This window comes from Duganella sacchari, assembly GCF_900143065.1.
GTDB classification, from domain to species: Bacteria; Pseudomonadota; Gammaproteobacteria; order Burkholderiales; family Burkholderiaceae_D; genus Rugamonas; species Rugamonas sacchari.
Genome location: NZ_FRCX01000001.1, coordinates 80,573 through 101,222, shown reverse-complemented (window position 1 = coordinate 101,222; position 20,650 = coordinate 80,573). Strand labels below are relative to the sequence as shown.

Annotated in this window: 22 protein-coding genes; 9 read left to right on the top strand and 13 right to left on the bottom strand. The window is 61.5% G+C overall.

Annotation, left to right across the window (positions count from 1 at the left end; all coding sequences use genetic code 11):
- Positions 1-121: 121 nt before the first annotated feature.
- Genes BUA36_RS00510 through BUA36_RS00500 form a run of 3 tightly spaced genes read left to right on the top strand, consistent with a single transcriptional unit; the run spans position 122 to position 3,808 of the window.
- Entirely contained in the window at positions 122-1,357 is a 1,236-nt protein-coding gene (locus BUA36_RS00510) for a sensor domain-containing diguanylate cyclase (RefSeq protein WP_072780498.1), read from the top strand.
- Positions 1,344-3,296: a TonB-dependent receptor plug domain-containing protein gene (locus BUA36_RS00505; RefSeq protein ID WP_229255575.1), complete on the top strand. Its 1,953-nt coding sequence runs from the start codon at positions 1,344-1,346 to the stop codon at positions 3,294-3,296. Before BUA36_RS00510 ends, BUA36_RS00505 begins: the two co-directional genes overlap by 14 nt.
- Positions 3,293-3,808 (top strand): YfiR family protein, encoded by a 516-nt coding sequence (locus BUA36_RS00500; protein WP_072780497.1) that lies wholly within the window; start codon positions 3,293-3,295, stop codon positions 3,806-3,808. The genes BUA36_RS00505 and BUA36_RS00500 overlap by 4 nt, the downstream gene beginning before the upstream one ends.
- A gap of 4 nt (positions 3,809-3,812) precedes the next feature.
- Here BUA36_RS00500 and BUA36_RS00495 read toward each other — a convergent pair whose 3' ends face one another.
- The 3 genes from BUA36_RS00495 to dapC are packed head-to-tail and all read right to left on the bottom strand — an operon-like array spanning position 3,813 to position 7,040.
- On the bottom strand, positions 3,813-4,952 hold the full coding sequence (locus tag BUA36_RS00495) for a PilT/PilU family type 4a pilus ATPase (protein ID WP_072780496.1): 1,140 nt from the start codon (positions 4,950-4,952) through the stop codon (positions 3,813-3,815).
- A 35-nt stretch (positions 4,953-4,987) separates the two neighbouring features.
- Positions 4,988-5,815: a 2,3,4,5-tetrahydropyridine-2,6-dicarboxylate N-succinyltransferase gene (gene dapD / locus BUA36_RS00490; RefSeq protein ID WP_072781517.1), complete on the bottom strand. Its 828-nt coding sequence runs from the start codon at positions 5,813-5,815 to the stop codon at positions 4,988-4,990.
- Positions 5,816-5,825: 10 nt separating this feature from the next.
- Positions 5,826-7,040: a succinyldiaminopimelate transaminase gene (gene dapC / locus BUA36_RS00485; protein WP_072780494.1), complete on the bottom strand. Its 1,215-nt coding sequence runs from the start codon at positions 7,038-7,040 to the stop codon at positions 5,826-5,828.
- Between the two features lie 87 nt (positions 7,041-7,127).
- Between dapC and BUA36_RS00480 the strand changes: the two genes are divergently transcribed.
- Entirely contained in the window at positions 7,128-8,948 is a 1,821-nt protein-coding gene (locus tag BUA36_RS00480; RefSeq protein ID WP_072780492.1) for a DUF4153 domain-containing protein, read from the top strand.
- A gap of 30 nt (positions 8,949-8,978) precedes the next feature.
- Here BUA36_RS00480 and BUA36_RS00475 read toward each other — a convergent pair whose 3' ends face one another.
- Entirely contained in the window at positions 8,979-9,347 is a 369-nt protein-coding gene (locus BUA36_RS00475) for a MerR family transcriptional regulator (RefSeq protein WP_072780491.1), read from the bottom strand.
- Positions 9,348-9,422: 75 nt separating this feature from the next.
- On the opposite strand from BUA36_RS00475, the gene BUA36_RS00470 reads away from it, so the two are divergent.
- On the top strand, positions 9,423-9,830 hold the full coding sequence (locus tag BUA36_RS00470) for a hypothetical protein (protein ID WP_072780489.1): 408 nt from the start codon (positions 9,423-9,425) through the stop codon (positions 9,828-9,830).
- Here the strand turns inward: BUA36_RS00470 and BUA36_RS00465 are convergent.
- Complete coding sequence (locus BUA36_RS00465) at positions 9,760-10,689, bottom strand: LysR family transcriptional regulator (RefSeq protein ID WP_072780487.1); 930 nt, start codon at positions 10,687-10,689, stop codon at positions 9,760-9,762. The two genes, BUA36_RS00470 and BUA36_RS00465, sit on opposite strands and share 71 nt — an antisense overlap.
- An 88-nt stretch (positions 10,690-10,777) precedes the next feature.
- Between BUA36_RS00465 and BUA36_RS00460 the strand changes: the two genes are divergently transcribed.
- Positions 10,778-11,944 (top strand): mandelate racemase/muconate lactonizing enzyme family protein, encoded by a 1,167-nt coding sequence (locus BUA36_RS00460; protein ID WP_072780485.1) that lies wholly within the window; start codon positions 10,778-10,780, stop codon positions 11,942-11,944.
- On the opposite strand, the gene BUA36_RS00455 is transcribed toward BUA36_RS00460, so the two are convergent.
- On the bottom strand, positions 11,945-12,502 hold the full coding sequence (locus tag BUA36_RS00455) for an isochorismatase family protein (RefSeq protein ID WP_072780484.1): 558 nt from the start codon (positions 12,500-12,502) through the stop codon (positions 11,945-11,947). It lies immediately after the preceding gene.
- Between the two features lie 54 nt (positions 12,503-12,556).
- Between BUA36_RS00455 and BUA36_RS00450 the strand changes: the two genes are divergently transcribed.
- A complete protein-coding gene (locus BUA36_RS00450) occupies positions 12,557-13,168 on the top strand; it encodes a TetR/AcrR family transcriptional regulator (RefSeq protein WP_229255574.1) in 612 nt (203 codons plus the stop codon).
- Here the strand turns inward: BUA36_RS00450 and BUA36_RS00445 are convergent, their stop codons facing one another.
- Positions 13,169-14,158, bottom strand: a complete 990-nt coding sequence (locus BUA36_RS00445) for a dipeptidase (protein WP_072781516.1) — start codon at positions 14,156-14,158, stop codon at positions 13,169-13,171.
- Positions 14,159-14,271: 113 nt separating this feature from the next.
- Between BUA36_RS00445 and BUA36_RS00440 the strand changes: the two genes are divergently transcribed.
- A complete protein-coding gene (locus BUA36_RS00440) occupies positions 14,272-15,528 on the top strand; it encodes a DEAD/DEAH box helicase (RefSeq protein ID WP_072780481.1) in 1,257 nt (418 codons plus the stop codon).
- Here BUA36_RS00440 and BUA36_RS00435 read toward each other — a convergent pair whose 3' ends face one another.
- A complete protein-coding gene (locus tag BUA36_RS00435; RefSeq protein ID WP_072780479.1) occupies positions 15,529-16,473 on the bottom strand; it encodes a GlxA family transcriptional regulator in 945 nt (314 codons plus the stop codon).
- A 97-nt stretch (positions 16,474-16,570) separates the two neighbouring features.
- On the opposite strand from BUA36_RS00435, the gene BUA36_RS00430 reads away from it, so the two are divergent.
- Positions 16,571-17,179: a cysteine hydrolase family protein gene (locus BUA36_RS00430; RefSeq protein WP_072780477.1), complete on the top strand. Its 609-nt coding sequence runs from the start codon at positions 16,571-16,573 to the stop codon at positions 17,177-17,179.
- A gap of 3 nt (positions 17,180-17,182) precedes the next feature.
- Here the strand turns inward: BUA36_RS00430 and BUA36_RS00425 are convergent, their stop codons facing one another.
- The 5 genes from BUA36_RS00425 to BUA36_RS00405 are packed head-to-tail and all read right to left on the bottom strand — an operon-like array spanning position 17,183 to position 20,650.
- The gene (locus BUA36_RS00425) at positions 17,183-17,527 is read right to left on the bottom strand and encodes a translation initiation factor Sui1 (RefSeq protein WP_072780476.1); all 345 of its coding nucleotides are present in this window, start codon (positions 17,525-17,527) and stop codon (positions 17,183-17,185) included.
- Between the two features lie 3 nt (positions 17,528-17,530).
- Positions 17,531-18,493: a nucleoside hydrolase gene (locus BUA36_RS00420; protein ID WP_072780474.1), complete on the bottom strand. Its 963-nt coding sequence runs from the start codon at positions 18,491-18,493 to the stop codon at positions 17,531-17,533.
- 30 nt (positions 18,494-18,523) lie between these two features.
- Positions 18,524-19,024, bottom strand: a complete 501-nt coding sequence (locus BUA36_RS00415; RefSeq protein WP_072780473.1) for a DUF2867 domain-containing protein — start codon at positions 19,022-19,024, stop codon at positions 18,524-18,526.
- 13 nt (positions 19,025-19,037) lie between these two features.
- Positions 19,038-19,685 (bottom strand): hypothetical protein, encoded by a 648-nt coding sequence (locus tag BUA36_RS00410; protein WP_084559927.1) that lies wholly within the window; start codon positions 19,683-19,685, stop codon positions 19,038-19,040.
- Complete coding sequence (locus BUA36_RS00405) at positions 19,682-20,650, bottom strand: MlaD family protein (RefSeq protein ID WP_072780469.1); 969 nt, start codon at positions 20,648-20,650, stop codon at positions 19,682-19,684. Before BUA36_RS00405 ends, BUA36_RS00410 begins: the two co-directional genes overlap by 4 nt.

Here is a 20,650-nt window from a genome sequence, read left to right as displayed (position 1 = left end):
ACTTTAAGCTTACAATTCCAAAAAAGATTCTTGTCGGAAATACCATTTTGGCCCCTACATGAGCAATTCCGGAGTTATTTCGCCCGCTCCCGCTGATTCTCTGGTCCAGCGGCTAACGCGCATGAACCTGCAGCTGCTGACCATCACCATGCTGCTGACGTTTGTCTTGTTGGCCACCGCGACCTGGTATGTCGCGCGCGCTCACCAGCTGCATGCTGCCGAGCTCAGCGCGCGCCAGCTGGCCAACAGCGTGTCGCCGATGATGGTGTTTGCCGACCGTGCTGCCGCGCGCGGCGAGCTGGAAGCCTTCTCCCGCCGCAGCGACCTGCTGCTGGTGCAGGTGCAGACACCGGCCGGTGAGGTGTTTGCGCAGTGGCAGGCCGTTGATAACACGCCGCTGCCGCGTGTGATGCCACCGGCTGCTGCCAGCCAGCAGGTGGGTGCGGCGTCAGCGACCCTGCGCGGCCTGGAAGTGTGGACACCGATACAGTTGAAAGGCGAGACAGTCGGTGTACTGGTGCTGCGCGAAAGCCTGGATGGCTTGCGCACGTCTGTACTGGTGCTGAGCGCAGTGGCAATGGCCTTGATTACAGTGGCCATCCTGGTGGCCTGGCGCGGGCTGCTTCTGGTGCAGCGCCGCGCACTGGCGCCGCTGGTCGAACTGTCCAACCTGGCCGAACACATTGCCCGCGAACGGGATTACAGCAAGCGTGCCAACGTCTACCGTCCCGACGAGGTAGGGCGCCTGACCGAGCGTTTCAACGATATGCTCAAGCGGATCGAAGTCTGGCAGGCAGACCTGCACCAGAAACTCGAACAGGAGCAAGAGGCCGGCCAGCAGTTCCAGCAACTGGCGCACAAGGACAGCCTGACTGGCCTGCCCAACCGCCTGTACTTCCAGGGCGCGTTGCAGCGCTACATTGGCGCCAGCGTTGAGCGGCATGAGCTCATGGCGCTGATGTTCATCGATCTGGATAACTTCAAGACCGTCAACGATAAACATGGCCACGACGCTGGCGACGAGGTGCTGTGCGAAGTTGCGCGCCGCATGACCAGCGTGGTCCGCTCGCGTGATGTGCTGTGCCGCCTGGGCGGCGATGAGTTTGCGCTGATCCTGCCGGAACTGCCAGATGAAGCAGCCGCCGAGCAAATGGCGCAACGCCTCATCGATGCGGTACGCGTCACCATGACCATACGCGGCCAAATCATGCCGATCGGCGCCACGGTGGGACTGGCGTTTGCGCCTGTCGATGCTAATGATCCGGCCGCGCTGCTCAATGCCTCGGACCAGGCCATGTACGAGGCCAAGCGGGCTGGCAAGAACTGCTACCGGAGGGCGCTGCGTGCGGCCGCGTAGCGCCTTGCTGCTATGGGCTGCCTGCCTGTCGACGGCAGCGCTGGCGCAGCAGCAGCCGGCCAGCCTGGAGGACCTGCTGCGGCAGACGCCGACCGATGTCACGCGTGACGTCGAAGAGTCCACCTCGTCGCGCTTTGCGCAGAGCAGTTCGCAGGCGCCGTCCGTCACCTATGTGGTCACGGATACGGATATCGCACGCTATGGCATGCGCAATATGGCCGATATCCTGCGTAGCATGCCGGGGCTGTATGTCACTGCCGACGGCAACTTCACTTACGTGGGCGCCCGCGGCCTGGGACGCCCTGGCGATTTCAATGCGCGCCTGCTGTTCCTGATCGACGGCATGCGCGTCAACGAGAACATTTACGATGCGGGTCTGCTGGGCAGCGAGTTCTTTGTCGACGTCGATTTGATCGACCATGTCGAATACGCGCCTGGTCCCGGCTCTGCGCTGTACGGTAACAATGCCTTCTTCGGCGTGGTCAACATCATCACCAAGGGTACCGACAAGCTGCATGGCTTGCAGGTGCGGGCCAGCGCGGATTCGGACCGTACGCGCGAAGTGCGCGCCAGCGTCGGCCATCGCTCGGAGCAAGGCTGGGAAGCCACGCTCGGACTAAGCGCCTTTGAACAGAGCGATATCGACCCACCCTATGACTTACGGCCACAGGATGCCGAGGCTGTCAAACCGCTCAGCTGGGACCGTGGGCGGCGCCTGCTGGCCATGGCCAGGTATGGCGGTCTCACGCTGCGCGCAGGCGCCAGCCATCGCGAACATGGTATCCCGGCGTATATGGGGCCGGATGCGCCGATCCGCTTCCTGCAGGACCGCCGTGTCTTCAACAACAACTTCATCTCGGCTGAATATCAGCGCGACCTGGGCGACTGGAACCTGTATGGTGCGGTCTCTTCGAAGCGCAGCGACTACCTGGGCGCCTACGCCTTTCTGCGCGAAGACCTGACACCGATGGTCTTCGATAATCACTCGCTGGGACGCTGGTATAACCTGGACCTGCGCATCGGCACGCGGCGCTGGCATGACCATGAAGTGATGGCGGGCTTTGAGTACCAGTATGACCGCACGCAGCAAATCATCGAGGGCCCGGCGGGCGAAGAGCCGGATGACTACTTCTTTGGCGAAAACCGGCGGCGCGGCCTGTTCGTGCAGGATACGTGGCAGGTCAGCGATCATCACCGCCTGACGCTCGGCCTGCGCCATGACAGCGCGATGATAGGCGGCTCCACGGTCAATCCGCGTTTCGCCTGGATCTGGAGCGGCGTGCCGGATGCATCGCTGAAGCTGATGTACGGCAGCGCCTTCCGCGAAGCCAATCTGTACGAGTACCGCGCCAACGCGCCGATAGACGCGCCGCTGCCCAGGCCCGAGCGCATACGCACGCTGGAGCTGGCGTGGGATCACGCGCTGGGGCGTAATTTCCAGTATCGCGCATCGGTGTACCTGTCGCGGATACGGGATCTGATCAGCCTGAGGATGGACTATCCGGTATTTGAGAACAGCGGCCCGATACGCAACCTGGGCGCGGAACTGGGACTGGAGCAGCGCTGGACTGGCGGCCAGCAATTGCAGGCCTCAGTGTCGTTGCAGCGCACCACCGACGACACAGGCCGCCGGCTCGATAATTCTCCGCGCGCGCTGGTCAAGCTGCTGTACACGCAGCCGCTGCAAGGTGATCGCCTGCGGCTGTCGTGGCAAGTGCTGGGTGAAAGCCGCCGCACCAGCGGCCCGCAGGCGCTGCCAGGCTACGCGCTCTTGAACACGACCTTGTTATGGCGTCCGGCCAACGACACCGATGTGGCGCTGTCTTTGTACAACGTCGGGGATGTGCGCTACTACGACCAGCCCATTGCCGTCGGCGCGCCATTACGGCAGCCAAGTCGCGTAGTGCGCCTGAGTTTAACGCGGCAGTTCGGACCATGAGTGCCTTGCGCCGATTGCTTGCCTGGATGTTGTTGGCGATACTGCCATTGCCGCAGGCGTGCCTGGCACAGGACCAGTTGCAGCTGAAAGCAGCTTTCATCTACCGCTTCGCGCAGCTGACAGAATGGCCACCACCACCGGCGCGTGAATTCACGTACTGCGTAGCCGGCGATGCCCGGTTGCAGGAAGCCTTGCGCGCGCTGATGCAGACCACGTCATCCAATGCTTCAACACACACGTTGCTGCTGAACGAACCGCAGCGCGTGCCGCAGTGCCAGTTGCTGGTGCTCGGAACCGGTGCGCGCGGCGATCTGCGGCGCTGGCATGAGGTGCTGGCGGATGATCCCGTACTGGTGATTGGGGACAGCGCCGATGCCTTCCGCAGCGGCGCCAGTATCGGCCTGGTGATCGAGCCGAATGGCCTGGCCTTCCGCATTAATCAGACGGAGGCCAGGCGGCGCGGACTCACACTCAGCTATCAGATGCTGAAGCTGGCACGTGAGGTGAAGTAGGGCGTCAGGTATTGAGGGTGAACTCGGTGAAGGAGGCTTCGCTGGCTGGGGCCTTGGTTTCTTCTTCCTTGGTGGCCGCGCTGTCCGGGCCATTGTTCAGGAGCCACAGCAGGTTGGTGGCGGAATCGGCGTTGGCCAGGGCTTCGTCCTGGCTGACCAGGCCATCGTGCACCAGCTTGAGCAAGGACTGCTCGAATGATTGCGAGCCAGGCGACATGCTCTTTTCCATCGCTTCCTTGATCTGGCCGATTTCGCCTTTCTCAATCAGGTCCGAGATGTAGCGGGTGTTGACCATCACTTCCACCGCTGCCGAACGTGTGCCGCCGTTGAGGGAGCGGATCAAGCGCTGCGAGACGATGGCCTTGACGGTGCTCGACAAATCCTGCAGCAGCGCTGCGCGGTTTTCGATCGGGTAGAAGCTGATGATGCGGTTTAGCGCGTTGTAGCTGTTATTCGCATGCAGCGTCGCCAGTACCAGGTGGCCTGACTGCGCGTAGGCCAGCGCTGCAGCCATGGTTTCCTTGTCGCGGATTTCGCCGATCAGGATGCAGTCCGGCGCTTGGCGCATGGAGTTGCGCAGGGCGGTGTAGAAGTCCTTGGCATCGCTGCCGATCTCGCGCTGGTTGACGATGGATTTCTTGTTCCGGAACAGGTACTCGATCGGATCTTCCAGCGTCAGGATATGGCCGGAGCGCAGTTCGTTGCGGTGATCCAGCATGGACGCGATGGTGGTCGATTTGCCCGAACCGGTGGAGCCCACCAGCAGCAGCAGGCCGCGCTTTTCCATGATGAGGTCCGCCAGCACGGGCGGCAGCTGCAAATCTGCCAGCACGGGGATGGTGGCCGGCACAAAGCGGAATACGGCGGAGATGGTGCCGCGCTGCTTGAACGCGGACAGGCGGAAGCGCCCCAGGTTGGGCACGGACACGCCCATGTTCAATTCATTGGTGGCTGCCAGTTCCTCCATCTGCTCCGGCGAGGCGATTTCCGCCAGCAGGGCATGGATGTTTTCAGGCTCCAGCTTTTGCTGGTTGATGGGAATCAGGTTGCCGTTGATTTTGATGTGCACCGGGGAGTTCACGGCAAAGAACATGTCCGACGCGTTCTTTTCCTTCATTAGCTGGAACAAACGATCCATGGCCATGATGATCTCCCCGGTTGGTTTACAGCTTATACAGCTTAGATACCGCGCAGCAGTTCGTTGATGCCGGTTTTCGATCGGGTCTGTGCATCGACGCGCTTGACGATCACCGCGCAGTACAGCGAGTACTTGCCGTCATCCGATGGCAGCGAGCCCGATACCACCACCGAGCCCGAAGGTACGCGGCCGTAGGTGATTTCGCCGGTGGTGCGGTCGTAGATCTTGGTCGACTGGCCAATGTACACGCCCATCGAGATCACCGAGTTCTCTTCCACGATCACGCCTTCAACGATTTCCGAACGGGCGCCGATGAAGCAGTTGTCTTCGATGATGGTTGGATTGGCTTGCATCGGTTCCAGCACGCCGCCGATGCCGACGCCGCCCGACAGGTGGACGTTCTTGCCGATCTGCGCGCACGAACCCACGGTGGCCCAGGTGTCTACCATTGCGCCTTCATCGACGTAGGCGCCGATGTTGACGTAGGAAGGCATCAGCACCACGTTCTTGGCGATGAAGGAACCACGGCGCGCCACTGCTGGCGGCACCACGCGGAAGCCGCCCTTGGCGAAATCGTCGGCGGTGTAGTTGGCGAACTTGGTTGGTACCTTGTCGTAGAACTGCATGGTGCCATCCGATGGCAGGACCACGTTGTTCTCCAGGCGGAACGACAGCAGCACGGCTTTCTTGACCCACTGGTTCACTACCCAGGTGCCGGTGGCTTTGTCGGCCACGCGGATGGTGCCTGCGTCCAGGCCGGCCAGCACGTGGTTGACGGCGTCACGCAGTTCGGCGGAACCGTTGGCTGGGTTGATGTTGGCGCGGTCTTCCCATGCCTGGTCGATGATGTTCTGGAGTTGTTGGGTCATGATATTCAACTTATTTGTTAAGGGACTTGCAGAATTGGACGATGCGCTGCGCGGCTTCCAGGCCTTCCGCCGTTTCGGCGACCAGCGCCATGCGGATGCGGTTGCGGCCCGGATTGACGCCATGCGCTTCGCGCGCCAGGTAGCTACCCGGCAGTACAGTGACATTATATTCGGCGTACAGGCGCTGGGCGAATTCGGTGTCCGACAGGCCGGTGCGGCTGACGTCAGCCCACAGGTAGAAGCCGGCGTCCGGCAGTTCGACATCCAGCACGTCCTTGAGCAGCGGCGTGATGGCGTTGAACTTGGCGCGGTATTGTTCGCGATTCTGTTCGACGTGGGTTTCGTCGTTCCAGGCCGCGATGGACGCAGCTTGCACGGCGGTGCTCATGGCGCCGCCGTGATAGGTGCGGTACAGCAGGAATTTTTTGAGGACATCGGCGTCGCCGGCCACAAAGCCGGAGCGCATGCCCGGCACGTTGGAGCGCTTGGACAGGCTGCTGAACACCACCAGGCGCGCGTATGGCTTGTCGATGGTGGCCAGGCCCAGTTGATGGGCGGCTTCCATCGCGCCCAGCGGCGCCTGCTCGCCGTGGTAGATCTCCGAGTAGCACTCGTCGGCGGCGATGACAAAGTTGTAGCGCTCCGACAGAGCGAACAGGTGTTCCCAGTCGGTCAGCGAGAGTACGGCGCCGGTTGGGTTGCCCGGCGAGCAGACGAACAGCAATGCCACGCGCTGCCACACTTCGACCGGAATGCTGTCATAGTCGCAGCCGAAGTTGCGGGCCGGGTCGGAGTTGACGAAGTAAGGCTCGGCGCCGGCCAGGTAGGCCGCGCCTTCGTAAATCTGGTAGAACGGATTCGGACTGACCACAATCGACTTGGCATCCTTGTCGATGACCGCCTGGGCCAGCGCAAACAGCGCCTCGCGCGAGCCGTTCACCGGCAGCACCTGCGTGGCGGGATTCAGCTTGGGCAGGTTGTAGCGGCGCTCCAGCCACGTGGCAATCGCAGCGCGCATGTCGGGCGTGCCAATGGTGGTGGGATAGACGGCCAGGCCGTCGACATTGTCGATCAGCGCCTGCTGGATGAATTTGGGCGTAGGATGCTTGGGTTCACCCATGCCCAGACTGATCGCCTTGTACTGCGGATTGGCGGTGACTTGCTCAAACAGCAAACGAAGTTTTTCGAACGGGTAGGGATGCAGCTTGTCGAGAAGTGGGTTCATAGTCTTTGATTATAGCGCCTCAGCGCCTGTCGGGTCATCCATGCTAAATTATTAAAATATACGAATTACCAATCACGGACGGAGACAATGGAGCAACACGAGATTGCATTGGAGACGCAGGTCAGCCGCAAGGTCATGCTGGCACGGCTGGGTACAGGGCTGGTGCAGGGATTACTGTTGTACTGGTTATACGCCGCTGGCCGCGATGGCGTCTGGCCTGCCACGGAGCCGTATCTGATGGTGCCGCTGCTGACGGCGCTGGTGATTATGCCGGTACTGCTGATCTCCAGCCTGGGCCATCTGCAGCCGCGCCAAATCGTCATCTGGCTGCTGGCGGTGCTGGCCGTGCTGCTGGCGTTTTCGGCGCATGATGTGTGGCGTGGCCTGAATTCGCATCCGTTCATGATGGGCTGGGACCACAGGCCTTCGCATACGCCGTCGTTCCTGATGATGTTTTTCAGCGTGGTGTTTTTCTTCATTGCGCACACCCTGGTGCGGGCAGGCGCACATGATGGACGGCGCATCGCGCGCTACGGCACCTATTTCGAGACCGCGTGGAAGCATGCGATCCAATTGCTGTTCTCGGGCTTTTTTGTAGGAGCGCTGTTCTTTGTGCTGTATCTGGGCGCGGAACTGTTCATGCTCGTCAAGCTGAAGTTCCTGCACCAGATGCTACAAGAGTCGTGGTTCAATGTGCCGGTGATTTGCACGGCCTTCTCTTGCGGCATGCACGTGACCGATGTACGGCCGTCGATCGTGCGCGGCATCCGTACCTTGCTGCTGGTGCTGATGTCATGGATCTTGCCGGTGGCCGTGGTGCTGGTCACCGGCTTCCTGTGCTCCCTGCCATTCACGGGCCTGAAAGCCCTGTGGGAAACGCGCCATGCGACGTCGGTATTGCTGGGCGTAGCTGCTGTGCTGCTGGTGCTGATTAATGCGGCGTTCCAGAATGGCGATGCCAAGGTAACGCTGGCGCTGCGCGTCAGCGCGCGCACGGCGGCGATACTGATACTGCCGGTGGTCATGGTCGGCGTCTATGCGCTGGGCCTGCGCGTTCATCAATACGGATGGACGTCGGATCGCGTGGTGGCTGCGGCGTGTCTGCTGGTGGCGGCGTTCTACGCGGCGGGCTACCTGTGGGCGGCATATCAGTACGAGACCTGGCTCAATCCCGTCACCATCGTGAATGTGCTGGCGGCGTTTCTGGTGCTGGCCGTGCTGCTGGCTTTATTTACGCCGATAGCCGATCCCGCACGCATCGGCGTCGACAGCCAGATGGCGCGTCTGGCCAAGGGCAAGACCAAGGCCGCCGATTTCGATTTCCGCTATCTGCGGTTTGAGGGCGGGCGCTATGGCCGCGCCGCGCTGGAGGCGTTAAAGCTGCGCAGCACAGGGCCGGACGCCGCCGCATTGCAACGCGGCGCTGCCGAAGCATTGGCGTGGACAGATACGGACCGCTGGAAGGCGGCGTCACTTTCTACGACGCCAGTCGCCGTGGCGGACAACCTGACTGTCTGGCCGGCCAAAGCCACGCTGCCAGCCAGCTTCCTGGCGCAGAAATGGGATGCCATTCCGGATAATCAAAAGCCCGATTGCCTGAGCACGAAAGAGGGGAAGTGCGATGCGATCCTGATTGACGCCGATGGCGATGGCAAACCGGAGGTGTTGTTGGTGGAGCAGCATAGTCCCGGGGGCGGGCAACTGTTTGCAGAGGGACGTGACGGCCAGTGGACGGTGGTCGCCTCCATCAGCTACCGCCACATCACCTGCAAACCGCTCATGGAAAAGCTGCGCAAGGGAGAGTACACGCTGGAGGCGCCGCGCTACAAGGAGTTAAATGTCGGCGGCCGGCAGGTGCAACTGGACCAGGCGTATGAACTGGATCTGGATTGCAACAAGCTGCAATAGCAGGGACTTCATCGCCGGGTGAATGAATTGCTATTCAGGGATGGGTTGCAATGGGCAGTTCTGCATATTGTCGCCTATGCGCCGCGCCAGTTCCCCGCGCAGCATTTGCAGACCGGAGATGCGCTGGTCGATGTCAGCGAGTTTGCGTTGCAGCGCGGCGCGCAACTGAGGTGCGGCGGCATCCGGTTCGGCCAGCAGCGGCAGGTCGGCTTCGATTTCATTCAGTGTGAAGCCGAGTGTCTGCGCCAGGCGAATGTAGCGTAGCCAGTCCACGGCTTCCGGCGGATAGTCGCGATAGCCATTGGCGCTGCGGCGAGCGCGCAGCAAGCCGCGCTTTTCGTAAAAACGCAGGGTGTCGCGGCTTAGGCCAGTGGCGTCGGCCATCTCTCCGATTTGCATACAGGTCTCCAGATTATGCTTGACCCTGGAGTGTACTCCAGCCTTTAGCATGCCTCATCACTTTGAGGAGATCACATGCTTGCAGCCGCAACCTTCCGCAAAATCGTCCTGGGCAGCGCCATCTACGATCTGATTGTCACCGCGCCGTTTGCCACGCCGTGGACCTTCGCCGCCGCGCACACGCAACTGAATGCCATCAACCAGCAGCTGGGTGGTACGGCGCTGCCCGAGTTCACGCCATTTCACGTGCTGTTCGCGTGCCTGCTGGGCAGCGTGGTGCTGGTGTGGGCCGCCTTGCGCATCAGCGATCCACAAGTACGCTACGGCCGCTTCGACGGTGTCGCCCGGCTGCTGTTCACCACCTGGATGATGTGGGCGCTGAACGTCACCGGTGCACCGCTGTTGTGGCTATTTATCGTCCCGGAGTTGTCCTGGGGCGTGGCCCAGTGGCTGCCGGCACGCTCTCTACCAGGAAGTCGATAAAGGCCCGCGCCCGGGCGGGTTGCTGCTGACGGCTGGGGTAATAGGCGTACAAGTCCGCCGAGGGCAGGGTGTAGTCGGGCAGGATGACTTGCAGGCGGCCGCTGTCCAGATACTTGGCCGCATCCCATTCGGAGCGCAGCAGGATGCCATGGCCGTCGAGCGCCCAGCCCAGCACCACATCACCGTCATTGCTGGACAGGCTGCCGTGGACTTTCACGGTTTCGTGCTTGCGGCCCTTTTGCAGTTTCCAGGTGCTGTAGGTATCGTCGTTCTGGCGGTGCAGGATGCAGCGGTGCTGCGTCAGCTCCTGTGGTGTCTGCGGTATGCCATTGCGTTTCAGGTAGGCCGGCGAGGCGCACAGGTAGCGCTGGTTGGAGAGGATTTTGCGCGCGCCCAGGCGCGTATCCGGCAGCTCGCCAAAGCGGATGCCCAGGTCGTACGCGTCTTCCACCAGATTGATGGCGCGGTCGGTGAGCTGGAGCTGCACTTCAATGTCGGGATAGCGCTTGGCGAACGCCGACACCAGCGGGGCAATCGTCGTGCGCCCGAATCCCAGCGTCGCATTCACGCGCAACAGGCCTTTGGGTGCGGCGCGGCTGCTGGATACGGATTCCTCCATGTCGCGGATGTCCGCCAGGATGCGTGCAGCTTGTGTCAGATAAGTCTCCCCCTCGCTGGTCAGGCTGACGCGCCGCGTGGTGCGGTTCAGCAAGCGGACGCCAAGACGCTGCTCCATCTGCAGCAGTCGTTTGGTGATGGCTGGCGGCGTCAGACCCAGCTCGCGGGCAGTGGCGGCCAGGCTGCCCAGCCTGGCCAGCTGCACAAAGAATGCCATTTCCGAGACGATGTCGTTATTCACTTGAAGTTAATAAAGGAATCAATGTCAGTAAATTATACGACTATCTTTCAAGAGTAAGCTGTCACCATTCTTCCACGGAGACCACAACATGAAAATTGTCGAGATACGCGAAAAGACCATCCCGATCAGCTCCCCAATCCGCAACGCCTACATCGATTTCAGCAAAATGACCTTGAGCCTGGTGGCGGTCATTACCGATGTGATCCGCGATGGCAAGCCGGTCGTGGGTTACGGGTTCAACTCCAACGGCCGCTATGGCCAGGGCAAGTTGATGCGCGAGCGTTTCATCCCCCGCATACTGGAAGCCGATCCGCTATCGCTGCTGAACGATGAGGGCACCAATCTGGACGCGCACAAGGTGTGGGACTGCATGTTCAAGAACGAGAAGCCGGGCGGCCATGGCGAGCGTTCGGTTGCCATCGGCACCATCGACATGGCGATCTGGGACGCCGTCGCCAAGATCGAACGCAAGCCGCTATTCCAGCTGCTGGCGGAGCGCTACGGCGCCGGCGCCCCGGACCGCAAGGTATTCGTCTATGCTGCCGGCGGCTACTACTATCCGGGCCAGAGTCACGAGGCGCTGAAAGACGAAATGCGCAGCTATATCGACCGTGGCTACAACGTGGTCAAGAAAAAAATCGGTGGCGCTTCGTTGGACGAGGACCTGCGCCGCATCGACTCCATCCTCAGCGTGCTGGGGGATGGCCAGAAGCTGGCGGTCGACGCCAACGGCCGCTTTGATCTGGACACGGCCGTCAAATACGCCAAAGCGCTGTCGCAATATGATCTGTTCTGGTACGAAGAGGCAGGCGACCCGCTGGACTTCGAACTGCAAGCCACGCTGCGCAACTATTACGACAAACCCATGGCGACAGGCGAGAACCTGTTCTCCATGCAGGATGCGCGTAACCTGATCCGCTACGGTGGGATGCGCGCGGACCGCGACTGGCTGCAGTTCGACTGTGCCCTGAGCTATGGTCTGGTGGAGTATTTGCGCACGCTGGATATGCTGCACCAGCATGGCTGGTCGCGCAACCGCTGCATCCCGCACGGAGGCCACCAGATGTCGCTGAACATCGCCGCTGGCCTGGGCCTGGGGGGCAATGAATCCTACCCAGACCTGTTCCAGCCCTTCGGCGGCTTCCCGGATGGCGTGCAGGTCGATAACGGCTACATCACCATGCCGGACCTGGTGGGCATCGGCTTTGAAGGCAAGGCTAATCTGTACAGCGAAATGCAGGATCTCAGTGCTTGATTACTGCGTATTTAACAGGTCTGCTGTGCTGCGGACCTGACCGATGAAGGGGAATATGCTTTGCACCGCAAACTCGTGCATTTCCTTTTTGATGCTGGACATGGCGTCATGCGCAAATACCAGCGCATAGCCATGATCGAAAGCTGCACGCGCGGTCGATTCAACACCAAAGTTAGTGGCAATGCCACCCATGATGACGGTGCGGATGCCACGGCGTCGCAACTGCTGGTCCAGTGCAGTCCTATGGAACGCACCCCATTGTCGTTTCTCGATAACGATGTCGTCCGGCTGGAAACCTGCCTGTGGCACCAGTTCTGACGCCTGTGGTGGTGGAGGCGGCGCGGATGGATCGCGTGCCAGAGAAATATCGGCAGGGAGTTGCAACATCTCGTTGACCAGCACGCGGACGTAGACGACTGTGCCGCCCTTGCTGCGTATTGTGTTTGCCAGACGGCTGCAATTGTCCACCACCTGCTGCGATGAATACGGTGCCAGCGAGCGCGCCACATTGCTGTGTTGAAGATCGATCAATACCAGTGCAGTACTTGTGAATTCCATGGTGCCGTCCTAAATGTGAGGTTGTCCTCATGTATTGTACTCTATAATATGAGGATGTCCTCAGATACCATGAAAACACCAAGACGCAAGCCGCAGCAGTTGCGGGGCGAATTACGCATGGCTGCCATGCTGGATGCGGCTGGCGCCGTGTTTGCCGAATCCGGTTTTGATGCGGCCACGATGACGGCAATCGCTGAACGATCCGGTTCATCGATTGGCGCGCTTTATCAGTATTTTCCGAACAAGTTGACGCTGGCCCGCGCCTTGCGGGAGCAATATGGCGAGGAGATGGCGCTGCGCTGGAGTGGCCTGATCGCCGAAGCGGCGCAGCTTGGCGTATCTGCGCTGGCGGACCGGATATTTGATCTGATGATCGGCTTCTTTGACGAGCGGCCAGCTTATTTCACATTATTGAATGCCACGCTCGGTTATCAGCGCAGTGCCGATGCACGCCAGCGACTAAGAGCGCAGTTTGGCGCCGCGCTCCGGGAAAAGCGGCCGGAAATGCCTGTGGAAGAAGCGCAGCGCACTGCCACCGTGGCGCTACAGATCGTGAAGGGACTTAATCCCTTGTATGCGCAGGCGACGGCGGCTGAGCGCCGTGAGCTGGTGGCGGAATTCAAGCTGGCACTGACGGCGTACCTGAGAAGCCGGTTGCACAGATAATCAGGCGGCTTTGGCGAGTGGCTGTGGCGCGTTCCAGACTTGTTGTGCCACGCGCATCATATTGCGGCCCAGGACCAGTTCCGCTTCGCTGTCGCTCATGCCAACCCTGCGCAGCGCGAGCGGCAGCTCGCGCCATACTTCCGGCGGCGTGAAGGTGGGCGGCTGCTCCATGCTGTAGCCGGCGGAGGCAGGCCACCAGTGCGATGGATCGAATGCGCCCGGTGGCGTGTCATCCAGTCCAGGCTCGGTGAAGCAGATGTCCAGCCCTATGCCGGCGTGGCGTACGCCCACCAGGTCGGCCACGTAGGCCGCGTGGCGTGCCACGTCGTCGGCGGTTGGCTGCGCGCTGCCGATAAAGAAGGAGAGGCCGGAGACGCACACCACGCCGCCAGTCGCCGCGCAGGCGCGAATCTGTTCGTCCGTCACGTTGCGGCCATGCTGCACCAGCGTGTACGGATTGGCGTGGCTGAAGATGACTGGCCGGGATGAGGTGTTCATGATATCCAGGCTGCACAGACGGCCCGTATGCGAGCAGTCCATCAGGATGCCATTTTCGTTGACGGCTTCCACCATGCGGTGGCCCAGGGACGTCAGGCCGCGTGGCACATCATGGCAGCCATCCGCGACACTGTTGTTGCGGTTGTAGGCGAAGTGAATCTGGCGCACGCCCAGTTGCGCATACAGCGCAACCATTTCCGGCTGCTCCATCAATGGCATGGCGCCTTCCAGATCGAAGGTGATGGCCATGCGGCCGTCGGCTGCGGCCTGAATGATGTCGTCCACGCTGGACACCAGCACATAACGCTCTGGGTCGGCGGCGATGGTGGCGCGGTAGCCCGCGATCACGGACATTACCTGCGACACAGGGTTCATGTCCGCGCCCACGTTCAGCGAGACATAATTCACGCCTGCGGCGTGCAGCTTGCGCACCGGCGTGAAGTCGGCCAGTGGATGTTGCGGCAGACAAGCGTGGGCGTCCCAGTTAATCATGATCTTTTGCGTGGTCAAAAAGGCTATATTCCCACGAATGGCCGGGAAGGGCAAATTTGCCGCATGCTTTATACTGTTGGCTTTTCACCGTATTCACCTACCCAAAGGCCGACATGTCTTTCTCTACGCTGGGCCTTGCACCCTCATTGCTTAACGCCGTTACCGAAATCGGCTTTCAGGAACCGACCGCCATCCAGCGCGCCGCCATTCCCGCCATCCTGCGCGGAGAGGATGTGCTGGGCGCTGCGCAAACCGGTTCCGGCAAGACTGCCGCATTTGCGCTGCCGCTGCTGCAATCGATGGTGGAGAAGCGTAAATGGCCACGCAAGCTGCATGGCCTGGTGCTGGTGCCGACGCGCGAGCTGGCGGCGCAGGTAGGGGAGTCCATCAGCAAGCTGGCGGAGCATCTGAATGAACCGGTCAAGCTGGCGGTGGTATTCGGTGGTGTGTCGATTAACCCACAGATGATGGCGCTGCGGGGTAGCGCGGACATTGTGGTGGCGACGCCGGGCCGTCTGCTGGATCTGATTGACCACAACGCACTGGATATCTCGCATACCCGCATGCTGGTGCTGGACGAGGCAGACCGCTTGCTGGATCTGGGCTTTAGCGAAGAACTGAACCGCATCCTGGAGCTGCTGCCCAAGCAGCGTCAGAGCCTGTTCTTTTCCGCGACGTTCCCGCCTGCTGTACAGGCGCTGGCGGACAGCATGCTGCATCAGCCGTCGCGGATTGAAGTCCTGGCGGAGCCGGAGAGCCAGCCGGACATCCAGCAGCGCGCGATCACGGTGGATGTGCCGCGCCGTACCATGCTGCTCAAGCATCTGATCCTGGAAAATCAATGGCGCGGTGTGATGGTGTTTGTCGCTACCAAATATGCGTCCGACCATGTGGCCGAGAAGTTGAACCGCAATGGCATCCGCGCCGCGTCCTTCCATGGCGAATTGAGCCAGGGTGCGCGTACCGACGCGCTGAAGGACTTTAAAGAGGGCCGCCTGCAAGTGCTGGTGGCGACTGACGTGGCGGCACGCGGCATTGATGTGGCGCGCTTGCCCGCTGTGGTCAATTACGATCTGCCGCGCTCCGCGGTCGACTACACCCACCGCATAGGCCGCACCGGCCGCGCCGGTTTGAGCGGCGTGGCGATCAGCTTTGTGACCGCCGAAACGGAACAGCATTTCCGCCTGATCGAGAGCCGCCAGGGCGGCCGCGTCGAGCGTGAAGTGATTGCCGGCTTTGAACCGACCGAGGTGGCGCCGGCGCCGGCCAATGGTGTGACTGACATCGTCAACGGTGGCATCAAGGGCAAGCGCAAGAGCAAGAAGGACAAGCTGCGCGAAGCCGCTGCGCTTGAAGCGGCCGGAAAATAATCAGGCCGCAGTATCGCGGAACTGACGCCGGTATTCGGACGGCGATGTATGCAGCGTGGCGCGGAAGTGCTGGCGCAGCGATAGCGCCGAACCGAAGCCGGCTTCCTGCGCCACCACTTCTATCGATACATCACTGGTCTCCAGCAAGCCCTGGGCGTGCGCTACGCGCTGGTTCAGCAGCCATTGCTTGAACGAGGTGCCGGTGGCGTCACGGAAGTGGCGCGTAAAATTGCGGCGGCTCATGGCCGCGCGGCCGGCCAGTGCGTCGATGCTGTGATCGTGGGCCAGATGCTGGTTCACCCATTCCAATACTTGCGTAAAGCGGTCATCGCTGCCGCTGACGGGAATCGGACGCTCGATGAACTGGGCCTGTCCGCCCTGACGATGCGGCGCCACCACCAGTTGGCGCGCCACGCGGTTGGCCACTTCGGCGCCGCATAGTTCGCGCAGCAGGTGCAGGCAGCAATCCAGTCCCGCCGCCACGCCGGCTGACGTCAGAATCTCATCATCCACGTAAAGCACTTCACGGTCCACGGTGACGGCCGGGAAGCGCTCGGCCAAGATGTGCGCAAACGACCAGTGGGTGGTGGCGGTGCGGCCATTCAGCAGCCCCGCTTCCGCCAGCGGAAACGCGCCCAGACACAGGCCGACAATCCGGGCGCCACGGCGGTGGGCGCGGCGCAGCGCATCCAGCAGCGTCGCAGGCGCTGGCCGGCAGTCATCATGCCAGGTCGGTACGATGACGATATCGGCGCGGCTCATTGTCTGCAAGCCGTAAGGAACGGAGATGTCGAAACCGCCGGTGGTGCGCAATGGCGAAGGATCGGGCGAACAGATCCTGATGTCGAACGCCTCCACATGCCGGAATACCATGCCTGGAACGGACAGATGGAAGGGCGTGATGTCGTCGAAGGCGACGACGGCAATTTTATATTGGGCGCGCATGGCCCGATTGTATCGTATGTATGCCTACGGGCCACTGTTTTGGCAGCCGCTGAACGCGCACAATGTCTCTCATCGCAACCCACCAAGGAGAACTAAAATGCGTCGTGCCCTGCTTGTCATTGATGTACAAAACGAATACTTCAGCGGTCAATTGCCGATTGAATACCCACCAGTGGCTGTCTCCCTGCCGAATATCACCCGCGCCATGGATGCTGCGCGCGTGGCTGAAATTCCGGTCGTCGTCGTGCAGCACGACGCCCCGGAACAGTCGCCTATCTTTGCCCAAGGTTCGGAGGGCTGGAAACTGCACCCGGAAGTGGCCAGGCGCCAGGCCAGCCACCAGATCAACAAGGCTTACGCCAGCGTGTTCACGGATACGGATCTGGACAAATGGATCGCCGCCAACAGCATCGATACGCTGACGGTGGTCGGCTATATGACGCACAACTGCAATGCTTCAACGATCTTCGAAGCGGCGCACAAGGGGCTGACGGTGGAGTTTCTGGCGGATGCCGGCGGCTCGCCATCGTATGAAAATGCGGCCGGCAAAGCGAGTGCGGAAGAGATACACCGGGTTTTCAGCACGGTGTTCCATTCGAGCTTTGCGGCCGTGGCCAACACCGATGAATGGATTGCGGCCGTACGTGACGGGCGTGCGCTGGAGCGTGACAACATCTATCAGTCCTACCAGCGCACCCGTAAATAAGGCTTAGCCGCCCACGCGCTTGGGCTTGTGGCCGAGTTGTGTCAGCTCGGCCATCACGCGTTCGCAATGGTCACCCTGGATTTCGAGGACGCCATCCTTGACGGTACCGCCGGAACCGCAGGCGCTGCGCAATTGCTTGCCCAGCGCTGCCAGTGCGTCGGCATCCAGCGGCAGGCCACGCACCAGCGTGACGGTTTTGCCGCCGCGTCCTTTGGATTCACGCGAGACTTTGACGTTGCCGTCGCCAATCGGCCTGGCCTTGGCGGCGGCTTTGCATGTGCAGTCGCTGAGCGGCTTGCGGCAGTCCGGGCAGATACGCCCGGTTTCGGTGGAGTAGACGAGGGCCATGGTTTAGTCCTTCAATAAACGCGGCATCAGAATCTCAAAGAAGCGCTTCTGGTCAGAGGCCAGGCATACCTGGGCGTTGGGGGTGCCAGCCTGTTCGCGCGTGTAGCCTTCGTGATCGACCGCGATGCGCAACGGGATGGTGGGGCAAACCGATGGATCGATCACCCATGCGACCGGCACCACGTCAAACAGCGACGGCATATTGCTGGACCATGGCTGATAGGCGTTTATCCACTGGTGGTAGAGCAGGGCCAATGCGTCGGTGACGGCCGATCCGTGGCCGAGCAGGGCGTTGCGTTCCACTTCGTCGAGTCGGATTTGCGTGGAATCGACGGGCATCATCACAATCGGCACGCCGGAGGTGAACAGCTTTTGTGCGCTGGCGATGTCGGAGACGATGTTGTACTCCCTGTCAGCCGGACGCGCTGGCACGTAGTGCGATTTGCGGTAACCGCTGCGTACCGAGCCACCCATCATTGCGACCTGTCTGAGCTTGCCGAAGGTGGCGGCATCGCGCTCGATGGCGGCGCCGATATTGGTCAGCGGACCAAGGGCCAGCAAGGTAATCTGGTCGGGCTGGCGCCTGATCTGGTCCAGCATGAAACCGACCGCGTCGATCTTTGGCGGCAGTTTGCCGCGCTGGGCATAGCGGGCTTGCGTAAATGGCTGCGGGTTGCCGGTGGTACGGATACCCTGGGCTATCGGAATTTGACCGTGGCCGGTTTCACGCAGCATGCGCTCCAGCAGTTGCGCGCGCAGTGCGGTGTCGCCCCAGGCGGTAGTGATGCCGACAATCTCGATCTCGGGGCTTTGCAGCAGCAGGCCCAATGCGAAGGCGTCATCGATGTCGTCGCCGATGTCCATGTCGACGATGACTTTCTGCGGTGCGGCCTGCGCCAGCATCGCGCAGGACAGTGCAAGTACGGAAAACAGCCCGCGTACAGTGCGGGCGAGGGTGGAGGCCATGTAAATCCCTGATGCGTTGGAAGCAGGATTTTACAGCAAGCGGGCTTTCCTCAACGTGGCGGGAACGATGCGGCGATGGGCCGGCGCCACAAAGAACATATAGATGCGTCCCAGCGTATTGTTGATGTGGACCACGGTGCTGACCGAAACCTGCTGCTGCGTCTTGCAGACGGAGAGTTCGACTTTGAGGTGCTTGTCGTTGTCGCCGAGGATGACTTCCCGCTCGCTGAGGTAGCGGATGCGGAAGATGCCGATACGGTCGCCCACCTTGTAAGCACTGGCAGGTTTGTCTGGATCGATGTCGGTCAGCAGGCCAAGGTCTTGCAGGCCGACCAGCTGGACGATGCGGTTGCGGAGCCCCATGGCGGTGTTGATCCAGCGTGGCGTGGTGGCGATCACCTTCAGATAGGTCTCCAGCGCGGACGGCGTGTTTGGCGTGGTATCCACGCTAAAGCAGTCGTGAAAATAGGCGTCGGGCAGGCGCTGGGCGATTTCGCTCTGCTGCGGGATGGCGGTTTCGAGAACGGTCATGGCGGTTCCTGGTTTAGCGCGTGATGAGGGCGATGCGGCGTTTGATGCGCTGGGCTTCGGCCGTGTCGCCAGCCTGCTCGGCGCGCATGGCCTGCACGCCAAGCCAGGCAAGCAGTGGCCGGCGCCAGCCTTGGGCGGAGGCGGTGTCCACGGCGTTGGACAGCACTTGTGGGCTGGCGCGGCTGGTGCGCAGCAGGACACCGCTGGCCACCAGCCGGGACAAAGGATCGGCGATGGCCTGGACGGCGCTTGCTGCTGCCTGGTCGCTTGCGGCGGCTGCCACCGCCTGGTGCTGCGCAGGTAGCAGGGCTGCGTCGGCGACGGTGGCCTGGCCGGCCAGATAGGCGGCGTAGGCGCGGTCCGCCGGGCTGGCGTCCTGTGCGAGTTTTTGATAGCCGGCGCAATCTTCGAAGACCAGCGACGCGACCCGGGCCGCACATTGGATCAGTTCCGCACGTATCATCAAATCCACTTTGCCGGTACTGGCCAGCGCGCTGTGGGCGCGCTGGCGTTCTGCTGCTTCAACGCGGGCGTTGCCTTCCATGTAGGCTGCCGTGGCGCGTTCGATGCCGTTTTGCGCGTTCATCTGCCAGTCTGGCACAGGAGGATTGTTGCCGCAGCCAGCGAGCAGCAGGGCGGACATCGCGATGATTTTTTTCATGGCAGCTTGATCTCCGTATCGCGCTTGAATGGCCATTTGCGGTTGATTTCGTTGACCAGCTGTTCGACGCGGCGCAAGCTGCTTTCCACTTCACCGCGCAAGGTGCCCAGATCTGCCGTGGCTTCCTTGGTGTTGGAGGCGACGGCCTGCGCTTCAACCAGCACGGCATCCATTTTTTTCAGGCTGTTGCGCGCATCCGCCAGCAATCCATTCAACTGGACGATGGTGGCTTGCGCATCCGTCATCACGCCTTGCTGGCCGAAGACGCGTTCGTCGGCGTGGCCGATCAGGCTATCTGCCTTTACCGCCAGCGCATTGACGGTGACCAGCAGCTTGTTGGCGCGTTCCACAAGCTGCTGTGCGTTTTTGTCGTCGCCGGCGATCACGCCCATGGCGCCGTACGGGCCATTGAGCTTGCCGGTAACGCCCTGCACATTGGCGAGGCTGGCGGCCAGTGCGGAATTTTCCGCTGTGAGGTCGTTCAGGTTTTGCAGCAGTCCCCGTGCCGACGCCAGCAGGCGAGGGATTTCGGCGGCTGCATCGCCAACCAGCAGCGAACGTGTGGCGCCGTCTTCCAATGGCGGGTCGGTGGGGATGCCGCTGAACGCGCGCAGCTTGGCGCCGCCGACGATCGCCCGTTCAAGCGTGAAGATGCTGGAGCTGCGCAGCCAGTGCGCGTCCTTGCGCGGGACGTCGACCAGCACGTGGGCTTTGCCTTCTTTGCTTAATTCAATGCGCCGCACGCGACCGATGGGGAAGCCGGCAAAGGTGACGTCCATGCCGACCACTACGCCTTCGGAATCATCGGCCTGTAGCACCAGCGTCTGGGTGGACTCGAAGGCGCCGCGCGCGTACATGAGGTAGAGGGCGGATCCAAGTACCAGCACCACCATCAGCACCAGCAGCATGGCGGCCTTGAATTCGGCATTCCGCACCGGGGCGGTTTCGTTGGTTTGTTCTGTCAT

Excerpts from the sequence above, each read along its gene's own strand:
- BUA36_RS00510 (WP_072780498.1), top strand. The coding sequence starts at position 122 with ATGAACCTGCAGCTGCTGACCATCACCATGCTGCTGACGTTTGTCTTG.
- BUA36_RS00500 (WP_072780497.1), top strand. The coding sequence starts at position 3,293 with ATGAGTGCCTTGCGCCGATTGCTTGCCTGGATGTTGTTGGCGATACTG.
- BUA36_RS00495 (WP_072780496.1), bottom strand. The coding sequence starts at position 4,952 with ATGGCCATGGATCGTTTGTTCCAGCTAATGAAGGAAAAGAACGCGTCG.
- dapD (WP_072781517.1), bottom strand. The coding sequence starts at position 5,815 with ATGACCCAACAACTCCAGAACATCATCGACCAGGCATGGGAAGACCGC.
- dapC (WP_072780494.1), bottom strand. The coding sequence starts at position 7,040 with ATGAACCCACTTCTCGACAAGCTGCATCCCTACCCGTTCGAAAAACTT.
- BUA36_RS00480 (WP_072780492.1), top strand. The coding sequence starts at position 7,128 with ATGGAGCAACACGAGATTGCATTGGAGACGCAGGTCAGCCGCAAGGTC.
- BUA36_RS00475 (WP_072780491.1), bottom strand. The coding sequence starts at position 9,347 with ATGCAAATCGGAGAGATGGCCGACGCCACTGGCCTAAGCCGCGACACC.
- BUA36_RS00470 (WP_072780489.1), top strand. The coding sequence starts at position 9,423 with ATGCTTGCAGCCGCAACCTTCCGCAAAATCGTCCTGGGCAGCGCCATC.
- BUA36_RS00460 (WP_072780485.1), top strand. The coding sequence starts at position 10,778 with ATGAAAATTGTCGAGATACGCGAAAAGACCATCCCGATCAGCTCCCCA.
- BUA36_RS00455 (WP_072780484.1), bottom strand. The coding sequence starts at position 12,502 with ATGGAATTCACAAGTACTGCACTGGTATTGATCGATCTTCAACACAGC.
- BUA36_RS00450 (WP_229255574.1), top strand. The coding sequence starts at position 12,557 with ATGTCCTCAGATACCATGAAAACACCAAGACGCAAGCCGCAGCAGTTG.
- BUA36_RS00445 (WP_072781516.1), bottom strand. The coding sequence starts at position 14,158 with ATGATTAACTGGGACGCCCACGCTTGTCTGCCGCAACATCCACTGGCC.
- BUA36_RS00440 (WP_072780481.1), top strand. The coding sequence starts at position 14,272 with ATGTCTTTCTCTACGCTGGGCCTTGCACCCTCATTGCTTAACGCCGTT.
- BUA36_RS00435 (WP_072780479.1), bottom strand. The coding sequence starts at position 16,473 with ATGCGCGCCCAATATAAAATTGCCGTCGTCGCCTTCGACGACATCACG.
- BUA36_RS00430 (WP_072780477.1), top strand. The coding sequence starts at position 16,571 with ATGCGTCGTGCCCTGCTTGTCATTGATGTACAAAACGAATACTTCAGC.
- BUA36_RS00425 (WP_072780476.1), bottom strand. The coding sequence starts at position 17,527 with ATGGCCCTCGTCTACTCCACCGAAACCGGGCGTATCTGCCCGGACTGC.
- BUA36_RS00420 (WP_072780474.1), bottom strand. The coding sequence starts at position 18,493 with ATGGCCTCCACCCTCGCCCGCACTGTACGCGGGCTGTTTTCCGTACTT.
- BUA36_RS00415 (WP_072780473.1), bottom strand. The coding sequence starts at position 19,024 with ATGACCGTTCTCGAAACCGCCATCCCGCAGCAGAGCGAAATCGCCCAG.
- BUA36_RS00410 (WP_084559927.1), bottom strand. The coding sequence starts at position 19,685 with ATGAAAAAAATCATCGCGATGTCCGCCCTGCTGCTCGCTGGCTGCGGC.
- BUA36_RS00405 (WP_072780469.1), bottom strand. The coding sequence starts at position 20,650 with ATGACAGAACAAACCAACGAAACCGCCCCGGTGCGGAATGCCGAATTC.